The following is a 21013-nucleotide window of genomic DNA, read 5'->3' on the forward strand; positions in this document are numbered from 1 at the left end:
GTAAACGAGCAGGTAATAAGCAGGTTACTCGTCAGCCTCATGATCGGCCAAGGCTGCCGCGACAGCTTCTTCCCATTGGCCTTCCGTTATTCCCCAGTGCTTCATTTCAGCCGAATCAGCCTTACCTTCGGCTGCTGCACGGAGCTTTTCAGCTGAGCTACTTTCAAAGCAGTATTTTGCAAAGGCTTTTGTCTTTCCGTCGTGTAGTTGACTAATCATCTGCATGGCTAGCTCCTTTCCTTGGTCAATATCGGCCTTGATAAAGGTAAGACAGACTAGAGTGTAGATTGTTTCTTGTTTTTTGCTTTAGGATCTTAATCTTAGGGCATCAAGCTTAGAGTAGCGTATCAATAATAATTTTAATGGCGATACCCGTAAGCAGCAGCATGATTAAATTATCAAACCAACGGTGTGGCATTCGATTTCCCAGGTAGGCACCCAGCGGCATGGCCGTCAAAATGATGCCTAGAGCAATGACGCTATAAAGCGAACGCTGCATTGTCAGTATGTCAGCCTTTAAGAGCGCGGGAATTTGCACGCAGGTAGTCGCCACAAAAAAGACGGAAATTGAGCCAATAAACACAGGCCTTTCCAGCTTCATCGCATTCAAAAATGTAATTGAAGCGGGGGCGGACATGCCCGCAGCGCCTTGCAATATACCGCCCAGTAAGCCAACCGGGATGACGATTCGTGAAGCCAGTGCGTAGGAAAGTACCAAGCGCCGTCTTGTTAGTTTGATGATTAGATACAAGACAATCGCGCCTGCAACGCCTAACGACAGCAGCTTTGGCGAGAGAACCACTAACCCCCAAGTGCCCAGAATAATACCTAGCGCGCCCGCTATCGAAAAAGTAGCTAGAAACCGGATGGGCAGTAGGTGGCGCCGGTATTGCCATACCTGAAGCAGGTTGCTAAACAGGTTGGGGACAACCAGTACGGCAATCGCGAGCTTAACGTCATAAAGCATGGTAAATACCGGCACAACCAACACCGGCACACCCGAACCAATAGCACCTTTAATAATGCCAGCAGCTAATAGCGTCAGTAGGGCGATGAGCAAGGTTTTCTTCCGGGGACAAGTGAAGCAGCCGATTTATCGGCTGCAGATACTGGTAATTGTGCTGCAAATAGCGCCTTGGAGCCGCGGTTATTTTAAAACATAACACGGCGTGTAGGGCTGGCCATCAAGTTTCATGCGCCCTTGGGCAACAAATGAGGTCAGTAACTCGTCCAGGTGCTGCATCAGGGCAGGTTCTGCGGTTAGCACAAAGGGACCGTGGGCTTTAATGGCTTTAATGCCTTGTTCCTTAACATTTCCAGCCACAATCCCAGAAAAAGCACGACGAAGATTGGCGGCAAGTTCATGCTTGGGCTGCTGGCGATGCAGAGCGAGCTCACGCATGGCTTCGTGGGTAGGTTCGAAGGTCGCTTGAAAATCTCGTGCAATGGTGAGACGCCAATTATAGTAAAAGGCATCCTGCTGATTGCGCCGGAACTCTTTAATGGTATCAATCCCAGTACGCATCTTACGGGCGACCGCCACCGGGTCACCGGTAATGATAGTGTAGTAGCGACGAATTTCTTCGCCCAGGGTATAGACCAGAAATTCGTCTATTTTTTGGAAATACGCGGCTGAGTCCGCAGGCCCTGTGAAAATGAGGGGGAAGGGGGTTTCACTGTTATTTGGATGCAGCAGTATGCCGAGTAGATACAAAATCTCTTCAGCCGTACCGACCCCGCCAGGGAAGACGATAATGCCATGGCCTAGACGTACAAACGCTTCCAAGCGCTTTTCAATGTCAGGCATGACGACGAGTTCATTAACAATGGGGTTGGGGGCTTCTGCGGCAATAATGCCTGGCTCGGAAATCCCCAGGTAACGGCTATCCTGACGCCGCTGTTTGGCATGAGCAACATTTGCACCTTTCATCGGCCCTTTCATGGCGCCAGGCCCACAGCCGGTACAAATGTCTAGATCACGCAGCCCAAGATGGTAGCCAACATCTTTTGAGTACTCGTACTCATCACGTGAAATGGAGTGGCCGCCCCAGCAAACTACCAGGCTTGGGTCACGCCCAGGCTTTAATGTGCCGGCTTTACGCAAAATATGAAAAACTGCGTTGGTGGTTCCTTCCGCTGTATTAAGGTCAAAGCGGTTGTGGTTCTGAATCTCGTTATATACGTAAACAATATCGCGAATAATGGAGGAGAGGTGCTCACGAATGCCGCGTATCATCTGGCCATCGACAAAGGCTTCTGCGGGCGCATTGGTCAGCTTTAAGCGAATTCCTCTATCCTGTTGTAACACCTCAATATCAAAATCTTTATACGCTTCAAGAATAGCCACACTGTCATCGGTGGGCCTTCCGCAATTCAAGACAGCCAGTGCACAGCGGCGCAGTAAATCATGTAAGCCGTTTTGTGAGGTGCTTTGTAGCCGATTAACCTCGTGCTGTGAAAGCACTTCAAGGCTTCCTTCGGGAGAGATAATGCTAGAGATAGTGGCACGAGGCTGGATAATTGATGTCATTAGTGCGTCGATTCCTGGTCATTTTTTTAACTCATTGCATACTAGCACGCTAAAGCGGTGGGTACAGCGCAACCAGTGACAAGCCCAACTGTGCTACTCTATGCGCAAAATACGCGCACACGGTGGCTATAGAAAATGGCGTTTTATTATGTTTAATGCCCAGTATTTTCGGACATTTATTACGTTAGTTGAGACCGGTAGTTTTACACGTACGGCACATCGCCTGGAGATGACCCAGCCCGGGGTTAGTCAGCATGTACGTAAATTGGAAAACTACCTTGATAAAACGCTAATTGAGCGTAAAGGGCGAAGTTTTACCTTAACGGAATCGGGTCGCCGTGCTTACGATTATGCGTTAAAACTCTTTGCTGAGCATGAACAGTTTCGTCATGGCCTGGATGATGACTCCCTGGACAGTGGTGAGTGCCGTATTGCGTCGCCTGGAAGTGTTGGCCTCATGCTGTATCCGTTTATGTTAGGTCAGCAGCAAATGCATCCTAATTTAACCGTTAATTATAGCTTTGCGTTTAACCATGAAATTGTGAATGACTTGCTGGAAGGGCGCTACGATATAGGTATCGTGACGGACGCGCTCAACCATCCTGACCTTACCTGCACGCTATGGCATAAAGAGCCGCTGTGCCTAGTGGTGCCCGCTGATTTTGCCGGGAGTACGCTGTCTGATTTAATGGGTATCGGCTTTCTTAACTACTACGATGGCATTAACCACGCGTATTCACTGTTGAGAGCGAATTATCCAGGTGAGTTTCGCTCAATGACACATTTTCGCTACCAGGGTTTTACCAACGAAGTCGGTATGGTGCTAGATGCGGTTGCTCGTGGGCTTGGGTTTACAGTAGTTTCTTTATTGGTATTAGAAACGTCACCGTGGCAGCGTCAGGTGAAAGCGTTAACCTTACCCATTGCGGTGAATGAAGAGCTCTATCTGTTACGTCGGCGTGACTCCGTACTTCCTAAACGCTATGAAAAACTGTTGGATGGTTTTTGTAAACAGCGCATCCAGGAAAGAACGCCTCTGGTACCCGAATAAGGGCTCAAAGGCGTTCACTTGCTGAAGCGTTGGCTTACGTATTAGGCGTCTAGCGTGTTTTTACTTCCGGTATTCATCAATACCTGGGCAAGAACAAATAAGCTGACGATCCCCAAACACATTATCCACCCGATTAACGGTTGGCCAGTATTTGGCTGCAGTGACCGCCTCAGTGGGAAAAGCGCCCAGTTGGCGGTCATAAGGCCGCTCCCACTGGCTGTCCATAATGTCGGCCTGCGTGTGGGGGGCGTTAACCAACGGGTTGTTATCCAGCGTCCACTCGCCACTTTCAACACGCTTGATCTCTTCGCGGATGGCAATCATGGCATCGCAGAATCGGTCAATTTCATAGAGCGACTCGGACTCGGTCGGCTCTATCATCAGTGTGCCTGGCACCGGAAATGACATGGTGGGCGCATGGAAGCCATAGTCCATCAACCGCTTGGCAATATCTTCCTCGCTGATACCTGACGCTGCCTTTAGTGGGCGAATATCAATAATGCATTCGTGGGCAACCATGCCGTTAGTTCCCCGATAGAGAATGGAGTAGGACTCCTCCAGGCGCTTGGCGGTGTAGTTAGCGTTCAAAATGGCTAACTGTGTTGCCTCGCGAAGCCCTCGGGCGCCCATCATTTTAATATAGGCCCACGAGATAGGCAGGATGGATGCGCTGCCAAACGCTGCCGCTGAGACGGCACCGCTCTCTGGGTTAACGCCATTGATAGGTGTCACCACGTGGTTGGAGACATAAGGCGCCAGGTGAGCTTTTACGCCGATAGGCCCCATGCCCGGGCCGCCGCCGCCGTGGGGAATGCAGAAGGTCTTATGTAGGTTAAGGTGCGATACGTCGCCCCCGAAGTCGCCTGGGCGCGTGAGCCCCACTTGAGCATTCATATTGGCGCCATCGACATACACCTGGGCACCGTGCTGATGCACCACGTCACAGACCTTGCGCACATGAGTTTCGAAAACACCATGGGTCGACGGGTAAGTAATCATGATCGCCGAGAGCTTGTCGCTATGCTGGGCGGCTTTGTCCATTAGGTCATTTATATCGATATTGCCGTTCTGATCACACTCTACAACGACCACCTCCATGCCCACCATGGCCGCTGTTGCCGGGTTGGTACCATGGGCAGAGCTTGGGATCAGGCACACATTACGGTGTGCTTCGCCTTGCGCAGCCTGGTAACGGCGAATGGCCAGCAGGCCCGCGTACTCACCCTGCGCGCCCGAGTTAGGTTGCATGGAAATATGATCGTAACCGGTGATTTCTACCAGGAACGCGGCCAGTTCATCAATCATCTGATGATAGCCAGCGACCTGGTCGCGCGGCGCAAACGGGTGCAAGTCTGCAAACGCAGGCCAGGAAATAGGGATCATTTCGCTGGTAGCGTTAAGTTTCATGGTGCAAGAGCCTAAAGGGATCATCGCATGGGCAAGCGACAAGTCCTTATTCTCCAAGCGTTTTAGATAACGCAGCATTTCTGTTTCGCTGCGGTATCGGTTAAAGGTGGGGTGGCTCAGAAAACCACTTTCTCGCTGGCAGGCGGCGGGGATGCCCGTGGTAGCGCTGGCAATTACCTGCTTATCCAGCGCTGCGACAGAAAGCCCGTGTTCATTACCCAGCAGCACATCAAATAGGGTGGCAACATCGTGTGCGGTGGTTGTTTCATCCAGGCTGATGCCTACATCGCCATTGGCGAAGTAGTGGAGATTGACATCGTGCGTCATGGCGCGGCCATGAATTTTACCTGCATCTACCTGGGTTAAGCGCAGCGTATCAAACCAGCTGTTATGCACCAGCGCAACGCCAGATTGCTGCAAGCCTTGAGCAAGCAACGTGGTGAGCCGATGGACACGCCCAGCAATTTTACGCAGCCCTTCAGCACCGTGGTAGGTCGCGTAGAACCCTGCGATATTGGCTAAAAGAGCCTGCGCCGTGCAGATGTTGGAGGTGGCCTTTTCGCGACGGATATGCTGCTCGCGCGTCTGCATGGCCATCCGCAGGGCGGTGTTGCCTCGGCTATCTTTGGATACACCGATAATACGCCCAGGAATTGAGCGCTTAAGCTTATCTGAGGTGGCAAAGAACGCCGCATGTGGGCCACCAAAGCCCATCGGTACCCCAAAGCGCTGCGAATTGCCAATCACGATATCTGCACCTAACGTGCCGGGTTCCTTGAGAAGCACCAGACTCAGCAAGTCAGAGGCTACACAGGTCATGATATTATGGGCAGTGGCCGCCTTTAAAAGAGGTGCCAAGTCACGTACTTCGCCGCTGGCGGAAGGGTACTGAAGCAACGCGCCAAACACGTCATGGTCGGCAAGCGTATCGGCAGGCCCTGTAATGATTTCAAGACCAAAAAAATCAGCGCGGTTTTTTACGACATCAAGGGTTTGCGGAAAAATATCGTCGGCAATAAAGAAAGCGTTGGATTTGCTCTTTTTATTACTCCGCTTACATAGCGCCATGGCTTCTGCGGCTGCCGTGGCCTCATCCAGTAATGAAGCATTGGCAAGCTCCATTCCGGTCAGGTCCATAATAACCTGCTGAAAGTTTAATAATCCTTCCAACCGGCCTTGAGAAATTTCTGGCTGATAGGGCGTATAAGCGGTGTACCAACCCGGGTTTTCGAGCACATTACGTTGAATAACCGCTGGCATATGCGTGCCGTAATAGCCCTGGCCAATATAGCTTTTAGCAACACGGTTCTGGCGAGCCAGCTGGCCTAAGTACTCAAGCGCTTCAGCTTCACTACGTGGGTCATCCAGGTTCAGTTCGCGGCCAAGGCGAATATCGCTGGGTATGGTTTGCTCAATCAGATCTTCCATGCGCTTGATATTGAGCACGTTTAACATGGTATCTACGTCGTCGGCATTCGGGCCGTTATGACGTTTGATAAAAGCATCGTGGTCGGCCAGTTCGGACAAACGGCGTGTTTCAAATGACATGGGAAGATTCCGAGCGAGAAAGAGAAGCGTGGTAGAGGCATAAAATACAAAGCCTGCCGTAAAGGGCAGGCTTTGCGGTATTAATCGTCAGTGCTTAATGTGGCCTGATAAGCATCAGCATCCAGTAAACCGTCCAGGTTCTGGTCGGTCAGGCGTACCTTCATCAGCCAGCCGCCTTCATAGGGTGCGTCGTTCACCGTTTCGGGTGAGTCTTCAAGCGTGTCATTAATTTCGATAACTTCCCCGCTTACCGGGGCGTAGAGGTCGGAAGCCGCCTTTACCGATTCAATAACGCCGAACTCTTTGCCCTGGGTAAGCGTTTGACCTACTTCGGGTAGTTCAACAAATACCACATCGCCAAGCGCTTCTTGGGCGTGGTCACTAATCCCTACGCTGACGGTGCCGTCTTGATGATCAAGTACCCATTCATGGCTTTTCGCGTAACGCAGATTTGAAGGAAGGTTGCTCATGATGATTCCCTTTATGAAACAATTGACTGGACAGGCTAATACTAGCGCTTGTCGGAAGTCTTGGCGACTACCAGCGTGCCAGCCAATAAACGAATTTTTAAGCATGTTAACGTGTTTCTGATCGGAAACAAGTTTCCTGTGAGCTAAAAAATGCTCAGCAAGGGAGATTTTATGACCCAGCGTGCCTATCGGGCGGGAAGGTACGAAGGCATTTACTATTTAGAAGGGCCTAAGCATAGAAGCGAACAGGGATAATGGTGTAAAACATACAGGTGGTTCACCTGAGCATGTTAATAATTGCCTCTATCATGCTATTAAAGATGGGGCGTGCCCATGACATCGCTATATTAGCTAAACAAAATAATCGTGAATGCCCGTTTTCTGACGGCCAAACATCTATAAAAATTGAACGAATAGGGTAAGGAGAAGCGTGTGGAAACGTTAAATAGCCTTTTTGGGGCGATCAATGGCGTCGTATGGGGGCCATTGATGTTGATTTTGCTACTGGGTGTGGGGATCTACCTACAAATTGGTTTAAAATTAATGCCCATCAGAAAGTTGGGCATGGGGTTCAAGCTACTTTGGCAGGGGCGTGAGCCTAAACCTGCCCACAAGGACGCCGTCGCTAAGGCTGGCGTCGACAAGCCCGATGAAGACGGCGAAATTTCTCCCTTTAATGCCCTGATGACGGCGCTTTCAGCCACCATCGGTACCGGCAATATTGCCGGTGTGGCCACCGCAATTGCATTAGGTGGCCCAGGTGCTGTGTTTTGGATGTGGATTACAGCGCTGGTGGGAATGGCAACAAAATTTGCTGAAGCGGTATTGGCTGTACGCTATCGTGAAACAGATAATACCGGCCACCACGTAGGTGGCCCCATGTTTTATATTAAAAACGGGCTGGGTAAAAAGTGGCTTTGGCTTGGTGGTCTGTTCTCGTTTTTTGGTGCTGTCGCAGCCTTTGGTATTGGTAATACGGTGCAGTCTAACTCGGTCGCTGATGCGATGGACGTCACCTTTGGCGTACCGCATTGGCTTACCGGTGTCATCATCATGGTATTGGCCGGCGCGGTCATTCTAGGTGGCATCAAGCGGATTGCGAAAGTCGCTGGGAAGCTCGTACCGATCATGGGGATTGCCTATGTGATTGCCGGTGTGCTGGTGCTGATTGTTAACGCAGGGCAAATCGGCGAGGCCTTTAGTCTGATCTTCTACTACGCCTTTAATCCCATGGCGGCGGCAGGTGGTTTTGCGGGTGCCGCTGTGATGGCCGCTATTCGCTTCGGTGTGGCGCGGGGTATTTTCTCCAATGAGGCAGGTTTAGGTAGTGCGCCTATTGCTCATGCCGCGGCCAGAACTAAAAACCCGGTTCGTCAAGGGCTTATTGCCATGCTGGGCACCTTCATTGATACCATCATCGTTTGTACTATTACGGCGCTGGTGATCCTGACCTCTACGGTATGGCAAACGGGTGAAGAAGGCGCATCGCTTACCGCGCTCTCCTTTGACCAGGCACTGCCTGGACTCGGTAACCCCATTGTGGCTATCGCGCTGGCTATCTTTGCCTTCACGACTATTCTAGGCTGGTCGTTTTATGGTGAAAAATGTTTCCAGTTCCTGTTTGGAACGCGCTCCATCATGCTCTATCGCGTTCTGTTCGTATTAGCCATTCCACTGGGTGCTATTGCGCAACTCGGCTTTATCTGGCTCATGGCCGACACCTTTAATGCCATGATGGCCATTCCTAACCTGATTGCGCTGGCGCTGCTTTCCCCGGTGGTTTTCAAGCTGACCAAAGACTACTTTGCGGGCAAGGAAGTGTTAGCCGGTGAAGAACTCGACCATGACAAGTAAGCGATATTGGCCGCTTAAGCAGTAATCGCATCGGGGAGCTATGACAATAGCTCCCCGTTGTTCGTTTTTACCAAGGAACTATCATGACCGATCTAAAGCATACGCCACTTCACGCACTGCACGTTGAACTCGGGGCAAAAATGGTGCCCTTTGCTGGATATGATATGCCGGTGCAGTATCCACTGGGGGTAAAAAAAGAGCATGAGCATACCCGGCAGCAGTGTGGCCTCTTTGACGTTTCTCACATGGGGCAGATTCTTGTATCGGGGGAAGATACCGCCAAGGCGCTGGAAACACTGATTCCAGCGGATTTAGTGGGGCTCCCAAAAGGTGAGCAGCGCTATGGTCTGTTTACCAATACTGAAGGTGGAATTATTGATGACTTAATGGTCGTTAATGGTGGCGACCACTTCTATCTGGTGGTTAATGCTGCTTGTAAAGACCAGGATTTGGCGCATTTGCGGGAAAATTTGGCCGCCACCCACAAAATTGAGTTGTTAGACCGCGGCTTGCTTGCCCTGCAAGGCCCCCAGGCACATGCAGTTATGCAGCGCCTTTGCCCAGCGGCATGTGAACTGGTGTTCATGCAGCATCAGCGTTTTACCATTGATGGGCATGAGGTATGGGTGAGCCGCAGTGGCTATACCGGCGAAGATGGGTTTGAAATTTCTGTGGCAGCCGATGCCTGTGAAGCGTTTGCCAAGCGCCTGTTGGCGGAGCCGGAAGTTGAGGCGATTGGGCTAGGCGCTCGCGATTCGCTGCGTCTGGAGGTCGGGCTATGTCTTTATGGGCATGATATGGATGCCACTACAACACCAGTGGAAGCCGGATTGATTTGGGCGATTGGTAAGCCTCGTCGTCATGGGGGGGAGCGTTCGGCAGGTTTTCCTGGGGCGGATGTCATTCTTCATCAAATCGATGCCAGGGATCATTTACGCAAGCGTGTAGGGTTGCTGGCAGAAGGTAGGGCACCTATTCGAGAAGGTGCTGTGTTGCGGGATGCGTCAGGTAACGAAGTTGGGGTCGTAACGTCAGGCACGTTTGGGCCAAGCGTTGGGCATCCTGTCGCTATAGGGTATGTCAGCCGCGATTGGGAAGCGCCAGCAAGCCACGTGTTTGCGGATGTGCGCGGCAAACAACTGCCGATGACCGTAACGCCTATGCCCTTTGTTAAGCCCCGCTATTATCGCGGTTAAGCCAACCGTAAGCAGTCGTTATAGAAAACAAAGCCCCTTTTGCTAAGGGGCTTTGCTCGTTTAGCAAGCGTATTAACTAAGCACTGTGTTAACGCAGTACCTTGCCGGGATCAATCGGCTTGCCGCCCTGGCGTAAATCAAACAGCAGATCGTAACGTTGAGTGGTATTACTTTGACCTACTTCACACAGTTCATCACCTGCTTTGACTTGCTGTCCGACCGAGACCAGCGTGCGTTCACACAGTGCATACACGGTTTGCAGATTATCAGCGTGGTGCACAATCACGACTTCACCTAGCTGGCGCATACCGTTTGCAAAGCGTACCTCGCCGGGGGCTACGGCCTGAGCACGCGCACCTGCTTGGGTCGCAAGCAGCATGGGTTGCAATGCTCCTCGGCTGTCCGCGCCAAAACGTCTGACAATGCGGTAGTCTTCAAGCGGCCAGGGCCAGCGGCGTGCGGATGTGGGTAATGAAGTAGGAGCGGTAGGCGCCGCAGCCGGGGTGTTGCTAGAGGTGCTGCTAGAGGTGCTGCTAGAGGGCGATGACCGATTGCTGGGCGAGGCGTTGCTGGTGGGCGCTGGGCTACGCGTACCGCTGCTGCTTAAAGGAACGCTTATGATTTGGCCTATCCTTAGCGCGGTGGGCGAAGCGCCGGGGTTGGCGCTCTGAATACGTCCACTGGTCGTGCCAAAGTGTCGTGCTATGTTGGAGTACGTATCGCCAGGCCGGATTTGATAACGGTAAGGGCCGCCGGAGGGCGCACGCTCTTGTTGAGTAGGTATCATCAAGCGCTGGCCGACCGCGAGACGACGCGCATTGACGCCTGGGTTAAAACGCTCCAGACGTTCAAGAGGTACGTTAGCGCGGTTAGCCAGTTTCCCCAGCGTATCTCCACGTTGAACGGCCACCCAGTTGCCACTGATTTGGCTCGCACTATGGGTGGGTACGGCATCGCGTTGGGAGGAAGAGGGCGACGAACCCGCACAACCTGTTAATAAGCTAATTAGCAAGCAGGCACCAAGCCAGACAGTTAGGCGTGATCGGATTGGCTGTCCAACAAGGCATCTTTTTCCTGCCAGAGTGAATTGGTCCATGCGTGGAAGCGTTCCTTATGCTGCTTTTCTTCGTGGTAGTCGGATTCGTGCATCCACTGGGGAATGGGCAATGTTCGTGCCTGTAGTGTAATAGGCGCTTCCTGACCGCATAAAAAACCCCAAAACGTTGGCGACGGGTTAGCGTAACTGATCGTTACATCAAGAATACCATCCAATTGATCGCCAAGCAGGCTAAGTACCTGCGAAATTCCCCCTGCTTTTGGCCTTAACAAATGCTGATATGGGCTTTTCTGTGCATCGCGCTTCGCTATGGTAAACCGTGTGCCTTCGATGAAATTAAATATGGCGATGGGGGCGCTCCGTGCCCGATGGCACATGGATGCTGTGGATTGGCGGTCTATCGTGGCAAGAGTGGGGTTCTTGGCGATCTGTTCACGGCTAAAGCGGCGCATAAACGGAAATTCAAGTGCCCAAAAGGCAAGACCTACAATCGGGATCCAGATCAATTGTCGTTTTAGAAAAAAACGCGGCATAGGGATACGGCGGTGCAAGGCCATGAAAAGAATAAAAATGTCGGTCCAGCTACGGTGATTGGATATGACCAGCCACCATTGGTGTGGGCTCAACGATTCAGGAATCGAAAAAGTGACATCTGGCCTCAGCCAGCGCTTCATCCACCAAAGATTAGCGCCGATCCAGTTAAGGGCCACGGCGCATAAGCCGTCAAGTATCCATTTTCTAAAGCGTTTCACTGGGATAACGACTTTTAGAAAAGTGAGCGCAATAAGGGGAATGCCCCAAAAAAGCGTGGTGAGCGTGAACAGCGCAATGCTGACTAAGCCCTTGAAAATAGCCATATCCGTCCTTCAATGAAACGTATAACGATGCGATTAATGCTAATGGATCAATGCCATACTGCCCAGCACAATGGTAAAAAAGCACTTATTTTATTGTCGTTACCTTTGCGCGCTTCAAAAAGTAATTTTCTATCCAGCGACACTTCTGGCTCTTTAATGGCTAAGCTTAAGGCAGCCTGTGATAGGCATCACTTTTTGGGCTTGGGTAACCAGGTATAGTAATAGAGACAACACTGACAGTACCGATAAGCGCATTGTACGCACCACCGACAACGAGGCGAGGCATAATAATGGCAGGATTTGATAAGCGTGTTGCTTCCTATGCCGAAGCGATGGAAGGTATCGAAGACGGAATGACCGTACTGGCTGGCGGCTTTGGCCTATGCGGAATACCAGAAAACCTGATAGCAGAAATAAAACGTCGAGGTGTTAAGAACCTGACGATTGCTTCTAATAATTGCGGCGTTGATGGTTTTGGTTTGGGCGTTCTGCTTGAAGATCGTCAAATCCGCAAAATATTTGCCTCTTATGTCGGCGAAAACGCGCTCTTTGAGCAGCAGATGCTCAACGATGACATTGAGGTTGTGCTTACCCCTCAAGGCACGCTGGCTGAAAAAATGCGGGCGGGTGGCGCAGGTATTCCAGCGTTCTATACCGCGACAGGCTACGGTACTCCCATTGGTGAAGGTAAGGAGGTGCGCGAATTTAACGGGCGCCACTACATCATGGAAGAAGCCATCGTCGGTGACTTCGCAATAGTAAAAGGCTGGAAAGCGGATCGTTATGGCAATGTCGTGTACCGCCATACAGCGCAAAACTTTAATCCCTTGGTGGCGACCGCTGGAAAAATCACAGTGGTGGAAGTTGAAGAAATTGTAGAGCCTGGTGAGCTTGAGCCCAGCCAGATCCATACCCCGGGTATTTATGTGGATCGGATTATTCAGGGTTCGTTTGAGAAACGCATCGAGAAACGCACGGTGCATGGCTAAATCGTTGACCGTTAACGGCTAAACAACTTTTTTTAATCGCTCAATAATGAGGTTGCCACCATGGCTTTAACACGTGAACAGATGGCGCAGCGTGTTGCGCGTGAACTGGAAGATGGCTTTTATGTAAATTTGGGTATTGGTATTCCCACTCTGGTCGCCAACTACATTCCTGAAGGCATTGATGTGATGCTTCAGTCAGAAAATGGTTTATTGGGCATGGGGCGTTTCCCGACGGAGGAAGAGCTTGATGCTGACATGATTAATGCTGGTAAAGAGACGGTGACCGCTCGGCCTGGTGCTGCTATTTTTTCATCGGCAGAATCTTTTGCCATGATCCGTGGTGGGCATGTGGATCTCACCGTTTTAGGTGCGTTTGAAGTCGATCAGAATGGCAACATTGCGTCATGGATGGTGCCAGGCAAGTTGATTAAAGGAATGGGGGGAGCCATGGACCTAGTGGCTGGCGCTGAAAATATTATTTGCACGATGACCCACGCCTCCAAGCATGGCGAGTCGAAGCTGCTTGAGCAGTGTACTCTACCGCTGACGGGCGCTGGTTGTATTAACCGCGTTCTGACTGACTTGGCCTACTTGGAAATTAAAGACGGCGCCTTTGTGCTTAAAGAGCGCGCGCCCGGGGTCAGCATCGATGAAATTATCGAAAAAACGGCGGGTAAGCTGATAGTGCCTGACCATGTACCCGAAATGACGTTTGTGGAAGCGTAAACGCAAATGTAAGTACGTTACCTGTTTTAAGCAGCCTTGGCAGGCTGCTTAGACAATCTCACAGCGGGCATGGGCCGGAATGAGTATTTCGGCGATGCGTTCATGGCCCGCATCGATATGTTTTTGAGTCAGCGCCAGGCCGCCCAGGCAGAGACGATGCTCATCGCCATCACTAAAGATGATGCGTTGCGGCATGGCTGGATAAAAATGATGCTCAATAAGCGTGGAAAGCGCAAACACGCCGTTTTGCGGCTCTTTTTCACCGGGCATGCCTGTTTTTTCTAGCTGGTCATTAAGCGCTGTTAGCGTATCGCCGAGCTCGGCACAATCAAAGCCTGCATGGTGTAGGCGCGGGCCCATAACCGCCAGCCAGGCAGCAAGAGGGTGCGCCTTTAGAAGCTGCTGATACAGCGACCAGGAGGGCATGGGCCACGGACGACCGCGGCAAAGTAAGTTGTGGCCCTTGCAGTCCTGTGGGTGTGATTGATTCACCAGCGCAGCCAGCGCCTCACGAGGCAGTTTTGACAGCGTCCCCAACTGTAGCTCAGCTAGTACTAGCCAACTTCCTTGGTCATCAGGCGCGAGAAGGCGAATAAGAAGGCCCTTGTCAGCCATCGCATAATGGGCAACCTGACGATAACCCATGTGCGCCAACCGGTTATTCAAAACAGATGCAGAAAAAGGACCATGGTTAAGCGTTACGAGCGTTAAGTATTCCGCCGTAGAGGAGAGAGGCCAAAGACGCAAACCGCCGATGTCGGGGTGCGAGTGAATATAGTCAAGCCAAAGCTGCTGTACGAATTCATCACGTTGCACGATGCTATCCTCGCCGCCTAAACAAGCGATGTTAGAAAGAGGGTACTTGTTTAAAACCCAGTATAGGCAGGCGAGAAAAAGCGTGTTCAACGACTATAAACGGCAAATTTAACGTAACGAATCTTCCTGGGGAGTTAATAACTGCTTCTCACGTACAAACCTGTCGAATTCGGTAAAACCGCCTATGTGCGTTTGGTCGACAAATACTTGCGGAACCGTATGGATAGGCTTGCCTGCCGTTTTAGCGATGTCCTCTTTAGTAACGCCTTCAGAGGGCATATCGACATAGCGGTAACCCTCGATCTTACCGATTGTTTCCAAATGCTCAGCAAGTTGCTTGGCACGGACGCAGAAAGGGCAGGTCATTCTGCCAAAAATAACCACAAACATGCGAAAACTCCTAACGTCAAAGTGATGGATGGCTCAAGGGTGCTTATTGTGGCGTAGCAGTCCTTGTTTCGCCAATAGGGTAAGGCAATGACGCCGATGGTATCGGCGTCTGCGGTGGCCGGTTTGGGAGCTAATGCGGTAGGCAAACTCAACGCGGCGAGTGTTGGCTCTGCCGCGGAGCAGGCCGCTGGTGCAGGACTAACGCTTAACGGGGCGTTTTTGCAGCTTACGCTGGAGTGTCCGGCGATGCATACCGAGCGCGCGAGCCGTCGCGGAAATATTGCCGTCGTGTTCATGAAGCACTTTTTGAATATGCTCCCACGTGATTCGATTAATGGACGGAGGGTTATCAGCAAGCTCTATATTGGGGTCGCCTTCCTGGTGTTCAAAGGATGCGACAATGTCGTCAGCGTCGGCTGGTTTGCACAGGTAGTTGACGGCTCCGAGCTTCATGGCCTCCACGGCCGTGGCAATGCTTGAGTAACCGGTAAGCACCACAATACGGCAGCTTGGCACGGCGGCTAACATCTCTGGGAGTAGCTTTAGTCCTGAGCTGTTTTCAAGCTTGAGGTCGAGCGTGGCCATGGTGGGTTGAAACTGAACGGCTACCGCAAGCGCCTGGTCTGCATCATGCGCTGTCATTACCTCATAACCGCGGCGGGTGAACGCTCGGCTGAGCACGTGACAGAACATTTCATCGTCATCAATAATTAGCAGGCGCTGATCTGTCGTTTGCATGATGTCCTCAACGATAGTGCTTGAAACACACTAAAACGCGTTTCAATTAGGCTGTGCCGTTAGTTTGGCTTAAAGGGGGGCGGAGCTACGCGGAAGCGTTACTTCTGTCAGCGTGCCACCTTCGGGATGATTATACAGACTAACACCTCCGCCAAAGCGATTGATCGTGGCATGGGTTAAAAACAGGCCAATGCCCATCCCCTTGCTCTTGGTAGAAATAAACGTATCACCGAGCTGGTCAGCGATAGACATGGCAATGCCCGGGCCGTGATCACGAATATCAATGACAACACTCTCTTCCTGCCAATCAAGACGAATAGAAACATGTTCGGGGTTGGCATCAGCGGCATTGTTTAGCAGGTTCATTAGTGCCTGGTCCAGCGTTGTGTCAACCGCAAGCCAGGGTTTGCCGCGCCTTTCAACGATCTCAAATTGGTGGCTAACATCTGGCCGCAACACTAACCAGCGCTGCACAACGCCGGTTAGCCAGGTCTGGGCATCCAGTATCTCGGGTTCTGCCATACGTCGCCGATCGGCACTGGTGACCAAATGCTGAAGACGAGATTTGCAAATGTCGACTTGCTGGCGCAGTAAGCGAATATCCTGCTGTAATGTTCCCCCTTCGGGGGCCTCATCCTGCATCTCTTTTAACAGTATGGCCATGGTCGAAAGCGGGGTGCCTAGTTCGTGTGCTGTGCCCGCCGCCTGAGTGGCTACAGCCAGCACCTGTTCGTTACGCAGCGCCGCTTCGCGAGTAAGTGAAAGTGCTTTATCTCGATTACGCAGTGCATGGGCCATCTTATAGATAAAAAACGTGACCAGGCCTGCTGAAAGGCCAAAGTTAAGCCACATGCCCATGACATGCAGATTGAGCATTTCATCGCTATTAATATGCGCCAGTTGGGGGACATGGTGGTAAAAGAACATTAGAAAGCTGTAGCCTGCCATGGCGCAGACCGCACATATCCAGGCATGGCGCCACGGAAGCGTTGCCGCAGCAATCGTCACAGGCACCAGATAGTAGGTAATAAACGGATTGGTGGAGCCTCCCGAAAAATAAAATACCAGGGTCAGGCCCGCAATGTCGGCCAATAAATGCAGCAGATACTCAATATGCTCCACCGCTCGCGGGCGCCCCAATCGCCACCAGGTGGCGATATTCAATAAGCCCATAGCGATAACGACACTGACGACCGCGGTGACGGGTAATTCAAAGGCCAGTAGCTCCACGCCGACCACAATGGCGATCAGAAACCCTGTCCAGGTGATTCCCCGAACAATAGTGAGGCGAACCAGATTGCGGTTCGGGGTCGAGAGGGGCAGCGGCAAAGCCGTTTGCATGGGCTACTACCTATTTACGTGAAGTTTTGATGCTGTGAATGACAACCTTAATGAGTAGCGTCATGACATAGGTCAGCCAGCCAGCGGATGCCATTAGATTGAATAACAGCATTTTTGGTGGCAGCCAGGTGCTGCCTAACGTCGCTTCCACCATGATATGAAAGAACATCGCGAGCAGAAGGGGTAGCGCCAGAATATGAATCCACATATCCGTGCGCCGCTTACGGATATGGTAGCGGCGCAGTAGATAGCGCATCGGTCGGTGTGCCCAGCTAAATAGCACCAGCGCACCCACGATAAAAAGTGCTGCCAGCGTCGGCTCGGTATTGCCGGTATGTACGGAAATAGAAATCGACCAAGCGAGACCTAGCCATACCAGCCCCTCTATGCTGGCAATAATATCCGCATAGCGTCGCACATTTTGCATAAACAATTGGACCTTGAACCTCTAAGAGTGCCGTTATAATACGATACTTGTTACGGTGTGTGACATTGATAAGCAGATTTCTCCGCCAAGTGGATCACGTATACTGTATTGGCTTTTCTTCTTTAAACAGCTTAGGACTTGCCGTGGACGCTATTACCCTGACCCGCCCCGATGACTGGCACCTCCATTTGCGTGATGGCGAGGCGCTGAAAGCCGTGGTAGGCCATACCGCCGCCCAAATGGGCCGTGCGATTATTATGCCTAACTTAACGCCTCCGGTAACGACCACGGCTCAGGCGCTTGAATACCGTGAGCGTATTTTGGCGGCCTTGCCTGAAGGCAGCACGTTCGAGCCACTTATGACGCTCTATTTAACCGATACGACGCCGCCTGAGGAAATTGAGCGCGCAGCACAAAGCGGCGTGATTAAAGCGGTTAAGCTTTACCCTGCCGGAGCAACCACCAACTCGGATTCGGGTGTCACCGATCTTGCGCACTGCGATGACACCATTGCCATGCTTGCCAAGGTGGGAATGCCGCTGCTTGTTCATGGTGAAGTAACCACTGCTGATATCGATATTTTTGATCGTGAAGCAGTATTTATCGAAACGGTAATGAAGCCTCTGCTGGCGCGTCATCCCGCGCTAAAGGTTGTTTTTGAGCATATTACGACCCAGCAAGCGGCAGAGTTTGTGGCAAACGCGCCGGATAATGTTGCGGCCACTATTACGGTTCATCACTTGCTGTTTAACCGCAACAAAATGCTGGTGGGTGGGATTCGCCCGCACTACTACTGCCTGCCCATCTTAAAGCGCGAACAGCACCGCCAGGCATTACTGAAAGCAGCCTCCAGTGGCAGCCCCAAGTTCTTTTTAGGTACGGATAGCGCGCCTCACGCCAAGGGCGATAAGGAATCCAGTTGTGGCTGCGCTGGCGCTTACACGGCATCGGCGGCGATTGAATTATATGCAAGGGCCTTTGATGAAGTAGGCGCGCTCGATAAGTTGGAAGCGTTTGCCAGCCTGAATGGTCCGCGTTTTTATGGCTTGGCGCCTAATGCCGATAAAATCACGTTAGAGCGTAAACCCTGGCAACTGCCGGAAGCCTATCCTTACGCGGGGGGCAAAACGATTGTCCCATTGCTGGCGGGAGAGTCGCTTGAGTGGTCCATTAAAGCGTAACTGTTGATGAAGTAAGAAATCTGTTGATGAAGTAAGAAACGAAAACGGAGCCATTTGGCTCCGTTTTCGTTAGTGGTAAACACCGGCTATTGCTACGATCTTAGCGCTGGCCAAGTGTCTGTAGCATGTGGTCCACCATGCGCGATGAGTGGGCGGCGGCTACGTCCAGGAACTGTTCAAAAGAAAGGTGGTTATCATCGTTGCCCGGAATGTCGGATAACGCACGAATCACCACGAACGGACATTGATACAGGTGACAGGTTTGCGCAATCGCCGCAGCCTCCATCTCAACCGCCAGCATGGAAGGGAACTGGGCCTGTGTCGCAGCCACGCGTGCAGGGTCAGACATAAACGCATCACCTGTCGCAATGAGACCCTCTCGGACGTTAACCTCGCCAACCTCTTTGATTGCCTGGCGGGCAATGGCGCGTAGCTGAACATCTGCCAGGTAAGCCGCGGGCATGCCGGGCACCTGACCTATTTCATAGCCGAACACCACTGCATCGACATCATGATGGCGTACTTCATCTGAAATGATGACGTCACCAATGTTGAGATCGCTTGCAAATCCGCCCGCTGAACCCGTATTGATGATAGCGTCGGGGTGGTGGCGTTCCAGAAGAATGGCGGTACCCACAGCCGCATTCACCTTGCCAATGCCGGACTGTAGTATCACTACCTCTAGCCCATGGCGCATACCGGTATGAAATACAAACCCTGCATGCTCATAGCGCTCAGCATTGTCGAGCTGCCCGACCAGAATGCCGACTTCTTGCGCCATTGCGCCAATAATGCCAATACGCTTCATCGAATAGGCTCCTTTATCAAACCCTAAAAATTAACAGTACAGTAAGCCTAAGCGTTGGCGTCGTGATGCTCAGCCGCTTCAAGCGTATTTTCAAGCAAAGTGGCAACGGTCATGGGGCCTACGCCCCCCGGAACGGGGGTGATAAAGCTGGCCCGCTCGGCCGCAGCTGCAAAATCAACATCTCCCACCAGCGAGCCATCTTCCTGACGGTTAATACCAACATCAATCACAATGGCACCTTCCTTAATCCACTCCCCTTTAACAATGCCAGGTTTGCCGACAGCCACGACCACCAGGTCGGCACGGTTAACATGGGTCTGCAAATCCTGGGTAAAGCGATGGCATACAGTGATGGTCGCGCCTGCCAGCATCAGTTCCAGCGCCATTGGGCGGCCCACGATGTTAGAAGCGCCAACGATAGTGGCGTTTAAGCCACGCACCGACAGGCCGCTTTCTGCCAGCATGGTCATGACCCCTTTGGGGGTGCAGGGGCGTAGAGCCGGCAACCGCTGAGCAAGCCGGCCAAGATTGTAGGGGTGAAAACCATCGACATCTTTGTCGGGCTTAATGCGCTCCAGAATCGGGTTGGCGTCCAGGTGAGCTGGAAGCGGTAGCTGAACCAGGATGCCGTCTATGCTTGCATCATCATTAAGCTGGTCAACCAATGCTTCCAACGCTTGCTGCGTGGTAGCGGCGGGGAGGGCATGTTGAAACGATAGGATGCCCGCTTGTTCGCAGGCTCGATGTTTATTACTAACATAGACGTGAGACGCCGGGTCTTCACCGACCACAACAACGGCTAGTCCTGGTGCACGAGCGCCTGCTTGCTGACGTTTGGCTATCTTCTCGGCAACGCGTTGACGGACAAGAGCAGCGATGGCTTTTCCATCGATAAGTTGGGCGGTCATTTACAAAGATCCTATGGAGGTTGGAGCGCTGATGCAAAAGCACGCTTGCTTGAGCATTTACTATAAGGAGTAATTTTCGCATGCCCAAGCGGCCAGGCAAAGCTTCTACACAATCAATCGCGTTAAGTGTTGACTTTAATTTTAAAAATAGTAATATATGCCTCGCTTGAGACGAGCAGCGCGGTAAGCGTCAAAGGTGATAAATCGGGATGTAGCGCAGTCTGGTAGCGCGCCTGCTTTGGGAGCAGGATGTCGGGGGTTCGAATCCCTCCATCCCGACCACACTTAACGCGAAAGGCGTTACTTTGCTTTTCCAAGTTTGGTTGTGGTCAAGTGCTCATTGGCGTTCAGTGTTTTTTGGGATGCTTTATGTGCGCCCATAGCTCAACCGGATAGAGCAACGGCCTTCTAAGCCGTAGGTTGCGGGTTCAAGTCCTGCTGGGCGTGCCATTAGTAATGCTGTTCGATGGTCATTTGCCGGTTAGGAAAGTTTAAGTACGTTAGTGCTATCAATGGTGGGTGTAGCTCAGTGGTAGAGCCCCGGATTGTGACTCCGGTGGTCGTGGGTTCGAACCCCATCATCCACCCCATTCGATAGTAATATGCGGCTACAGTTTTAGGTTGTGGTGGATGTAGCTCAGTGGTAGAGCCCCGGATTGTGACTCCGGTGGTCGTGGGTTCGAAACCCATCATCCACCCCATTCGTATTGCTTATTTAA

20 protein-coding genes and 4 tRNA genes are annotated in these 21013 nt (G+C 51.8%); 10 read left to right on the forward strand and 14 right to left on the reverse strand.

The genetic code is table 11. From position 1 onward, the window contains the following. Window positions 1-24: 24 nt before the first annotated feature. The 3 genes from ACT3T7_RS01390 to ppnN form a co-directional block, all read right to left on the reverse strand. Window positions 25-225 carry a hypothetical protein gene (locus ACT3T7_RS01390; protein WP_444629848.1) on the reverse strand — a complete coding sequence of 67 codons (201 nt, stop codon included), beginning with the start codon at window positions 223-225 and terminating at the stop codon, window positions 25-27. Between the two features lie 109 nt (window positions 226-334). Next, window positions 335-1060: a sulfite exporter TauE/SafE family protein gene (locus tag ACT3T7_RS01395; protein ID WP_444629849.1), complete on the reverse strand. Its 726-nt coding sequence runs from the start codon at window positions 1058-1060 to the stop codon at window positions 335-337. Between the two features lie 87 nt (window positions 1061-1147). Continuing rightward, window positions 1148-2530 carry a nucleotide 5'-monophosphate nucleosidase PpnN gene (ppnN, locus tag ACT3T7_RS01400; RefSeq protein WP_216657936.1) on the reverse strand — a complete coding sequence of 461 codons (1383 nt, stop codon included), beginning with the start codon at window positions 2528-2530 and terminating at the stop codon, window positions 1148-1150. Window positions 2531-2678: 148 nt separating this feature from the next. Between ppnN and ACT3T7_RS01405 the strand changes: the two genes are divergently transcribed. Further along, a complete protein-coding gene (locus ACT3T7_RS01405) occupies window positions 2679-3581 on the forward strand; it encodes a LysR family transcriptional regulator (RefSeq protein WP_193053518.1) in 903 nt (300 codons plus the stop codon). A gap of 60 nt (window positions 3582-3641) precedes the next feature. Here the strand turns inward: ACT3T7_RS01405 and gcvP are convergent, their stop codons facing one another. Both gcvP and gcvH read right to left on the reverse strand, forming a co-directional pair. Then, a complete protein-coding gene (gene gcvP, locus ACT3T7_RS01410) occupies window positions 3642-6536 on the reverse strand; it encodes an aminomethyl-transferring glycine dehydrogenase (RefSeq protein ID WP_444629850.1) in 2895 nt (964 codons plus the stop codon). 80 nt (window positions 6537-6616) lie between these two features. Beyond that, entirely contained in the window at window positions 6617-7006 is a 390-nt protein-coding gene (gcvH, locus tag ACT3T7_RS01415) for a glycine cleavage system protein GcvH (protein ID WP_444629851.1), read from the reverse strand. Between the two features lie 432 nt (window positions 7007-7438). Between gcvH and ACT3T7_RS01420 the strand changes: the two genes are divergently transcribed. Continuing rightward, complete coding sequence (locus ACT3T7_RS01420) at window positions 7439-8860, forward strand: alanine/glycine:cation symporter family protein (protein ID WP_444629852.1); 1422 nt, start codon at window positions 7439-7441, stop codon at window positions 8858-8860. 83 nt (window positions 8861-8943) lie between these two features. Continuing rightward, window positions 8944-10056, forward strand: coding sequence for a glycine cleavage system aminomethyltransferase GcvT (gcvT, locus tag ACT3T7_RS01425; protein ID WP_444629853.1), 1113 nt, complete (start codon window positions 8944-8946; stop codon window positions 10054-10056). 88 nt (window positions 10057-10144) lie between these two features. Here the strand turns inward: gcvT and ACT3T7_RS01430 are convergent, their stop codons facing one another. Both ACT3T7_RS01430 and ACT3T7_RS01435 read right to left on the reverse strand, forming a co-directional pair. Further along, the gene (locus tag ACT3T7_RS01430) at window positions 10145-10966 is read right to left on the reverse strand and encodes a LysM peptidoglycan-binding domain-containing protein (RefSeq protein WP_444630011.1); all 822 of its coding nucleotides are present in this window, start codon (window positions 10964-10966) and stop codon (window positions 10145-10147) included. A 122-nt stretch (window positions 10967-11088) separates the two neighbouring features. Next, a complete protein-coding gene (locus tag ACT3T7_RS01435; RefSeq protein WP_444622618.1) occupies window positions 11089-11970 on the reverse strand; it encodes an acyltransferase in 882 nt (293 codons plus the stop codon). Between the two features lie 290 nt (window positions 11971-12260). On the opposite strand from ACT3T7_RS01435, the gene ACT3T7_RS01440 reads away from it, so the two are divergent. Next, complete coding sequence (locus ACT3T7_RS01440; RefSeq protein WP_087105500.1) at window positions 12261-12959, forward strand: CoA transferase subunit A; 699 nt, start codon at window positions 12261-12263, stop codon at window positions 12957-12959. Window positions 12960-13019: 60 nt separating this feature from the next. Then, window positions 13020-13685, forward strand: a complete 666-nt coding sequence (locus ACT3T7_RS01445; RefSeq protein WP_193053524.1) for a CoA transferase subunit B — start codon at window positions 13020-13022, stop codon at window positions 13683-13685. Window positions 13686-13733: 48 nt separating this feature from the next. Here the strand turns inward: ACT3T7_RS01445 and ACT3T7_RS01450 are convergent, their stop codons facing one another. The 5 genes from ACT3T7_RS01450 to ACT3T7_RS01470 form a co-directional block, all read right to left on the reverse strand. Continuing rightward, window positions 13734-14501: a DUF1338 family protein gene (locus ACT3T7_RS01450; protein WP_193053525.1), complete on the reverse strand. Its 768-nt coding sequence runs from the start codon at window positions 14499-14501 to the stop codon at window positions 13734-13736. 108 nt (window positions 14502-14609) lie between these two features. Continuing rightward, the gene (locus ACT3T7_RS01455; protein ID WP_172116581.1) at window positions 14610-14891 is read right to left on the reverse strand and encodes a GrxA family glutaredoxin; all 282 of its coding nucleotides are present in this window, start codon (window positions 14889-14891) and stop codon (window positions 14610-14612) included. Between the two features lie 198 nt (window positions 14892-15089). Continuing rightward, window positions 15090-15629, reverse strand: coding sequence for a response regulator transcription factor (locus ACT3T7_RS01460; RefSeq protein WP_172116582.1), 540 nt, complete (start codon window positions 15627-15629; stop codon window positions 15090-15092). Window positions 15630-15698: 69 nt separating this feature from the next. Then, window positions 15699-16970, reverse strand: coding sequence for an ATP-binding protein (locus ACT3T7_RS01465; RefSeq protein WP_172116583.1), 1272 nt, complete (start codon window positions 16968-16970; stop codon window positions 15699-15701). Window positions 16971-16980: 10 nt separating this feature from the next. Next, window positions 16981-17397, reverse strand: coding sequence for a hypothetical protein (locus ACT3T7_RS01470; RefSeq protein WP_444622619.1), 417 nt, complete (start codon window positions 17395-17397; stop codon window positions 16981-16983). A gap of 143 nt (window positions 17398-17540) precedes the next feature. Between ACT3T7_RS01470 and pyrC the strand changes: the two genes are divergently transcribed. Next, window positions 17541-18578 carry a dihydroorotase gene (gene pyrC, locus ACT3T7_RS01475; RefSeq protein ID WP_444629854.1) on the forward strand — a complete coding sequence of 346 codons (1038 nt, stop codon included), beginning with the start codon at window positions 17541-17543 and terminating at the stop codon, window positions 18576-18578. A 100-nt stretch (window positions 18579-18678) separates the two neighbouring features. Here the strand turns inward: pyrC and mtnN are convergent, their stop codons facing one another. Further along, a complete protein-coding gene (gene mtnN / locus ACT3T7_RS01480; RefSeq protein ID WP_087105492.1) occupies window positions 18679-19386 on the reverse strand; it encodes a 5'-methylthioadenosine/S-adenosylhomocysteine nucleosidase in 708 nt (235 codons plus the stop codon). 47 nt (window positions 19387-19433) lie between these two features. After that, entirely contained in the window at window positions 19434-20294 is an 861-nt protein-coding gene (folD, locus tag ACT3T7_RS01485; protein WP_444629855.1) for a bifunctional methylenetetrahydrofolate dehydrogenase/methenyltetrahydrofolate cyclohydrolase FolD, read from the reverse strand. A gap of 205 nt (window positions 20295-20499) precedes the next feature. Here folD and ACT3T7_RS01490 point away from each other — a divergent pair. The 4 genes from ACT3T7_RS01490 (at window position 20500) to ACT3T7_RS01505 (ending at window position 20995) form a co-directional block, all read left to right on the forward strand. Further along, a tRNA-Pro gene (locus tag ACT3T7_RS01490) sits at window positions 20500-20576 on the forward strand. A gap of 91 nt (window positions 20577-20667) precedes the next feature. Further along, window positions 20668-20744, forward strand: a tRNA-Arg gene (locus ACT3T7_RS01495). 65 nt (window positions 20745-20809) lie between these two features. Further along, window positions 20810-20884, forward strand: a tRNA-His gene (locus tag ACT3T7_RS01500). A 36-nt stretch (window positions 20885-20920) separates the two neighbouring features. Further along, a tRNA-His gene (locus ACT3T7_RS01505) sits at window positions 20921-20995 on the forward strand. The last annotated feature ends 18 nt before the right edge of the window (window positions 20996-21013 follow it).

The organism is Halomonas sp. 111, assembly GCF_052379685.1.
GTDB lineage: Bacteria > Pseudomonadota > Gammaproteobacteria > Pseudomonadales > Halomonadaceae > Vreelandella > Vreelandella citrativorans.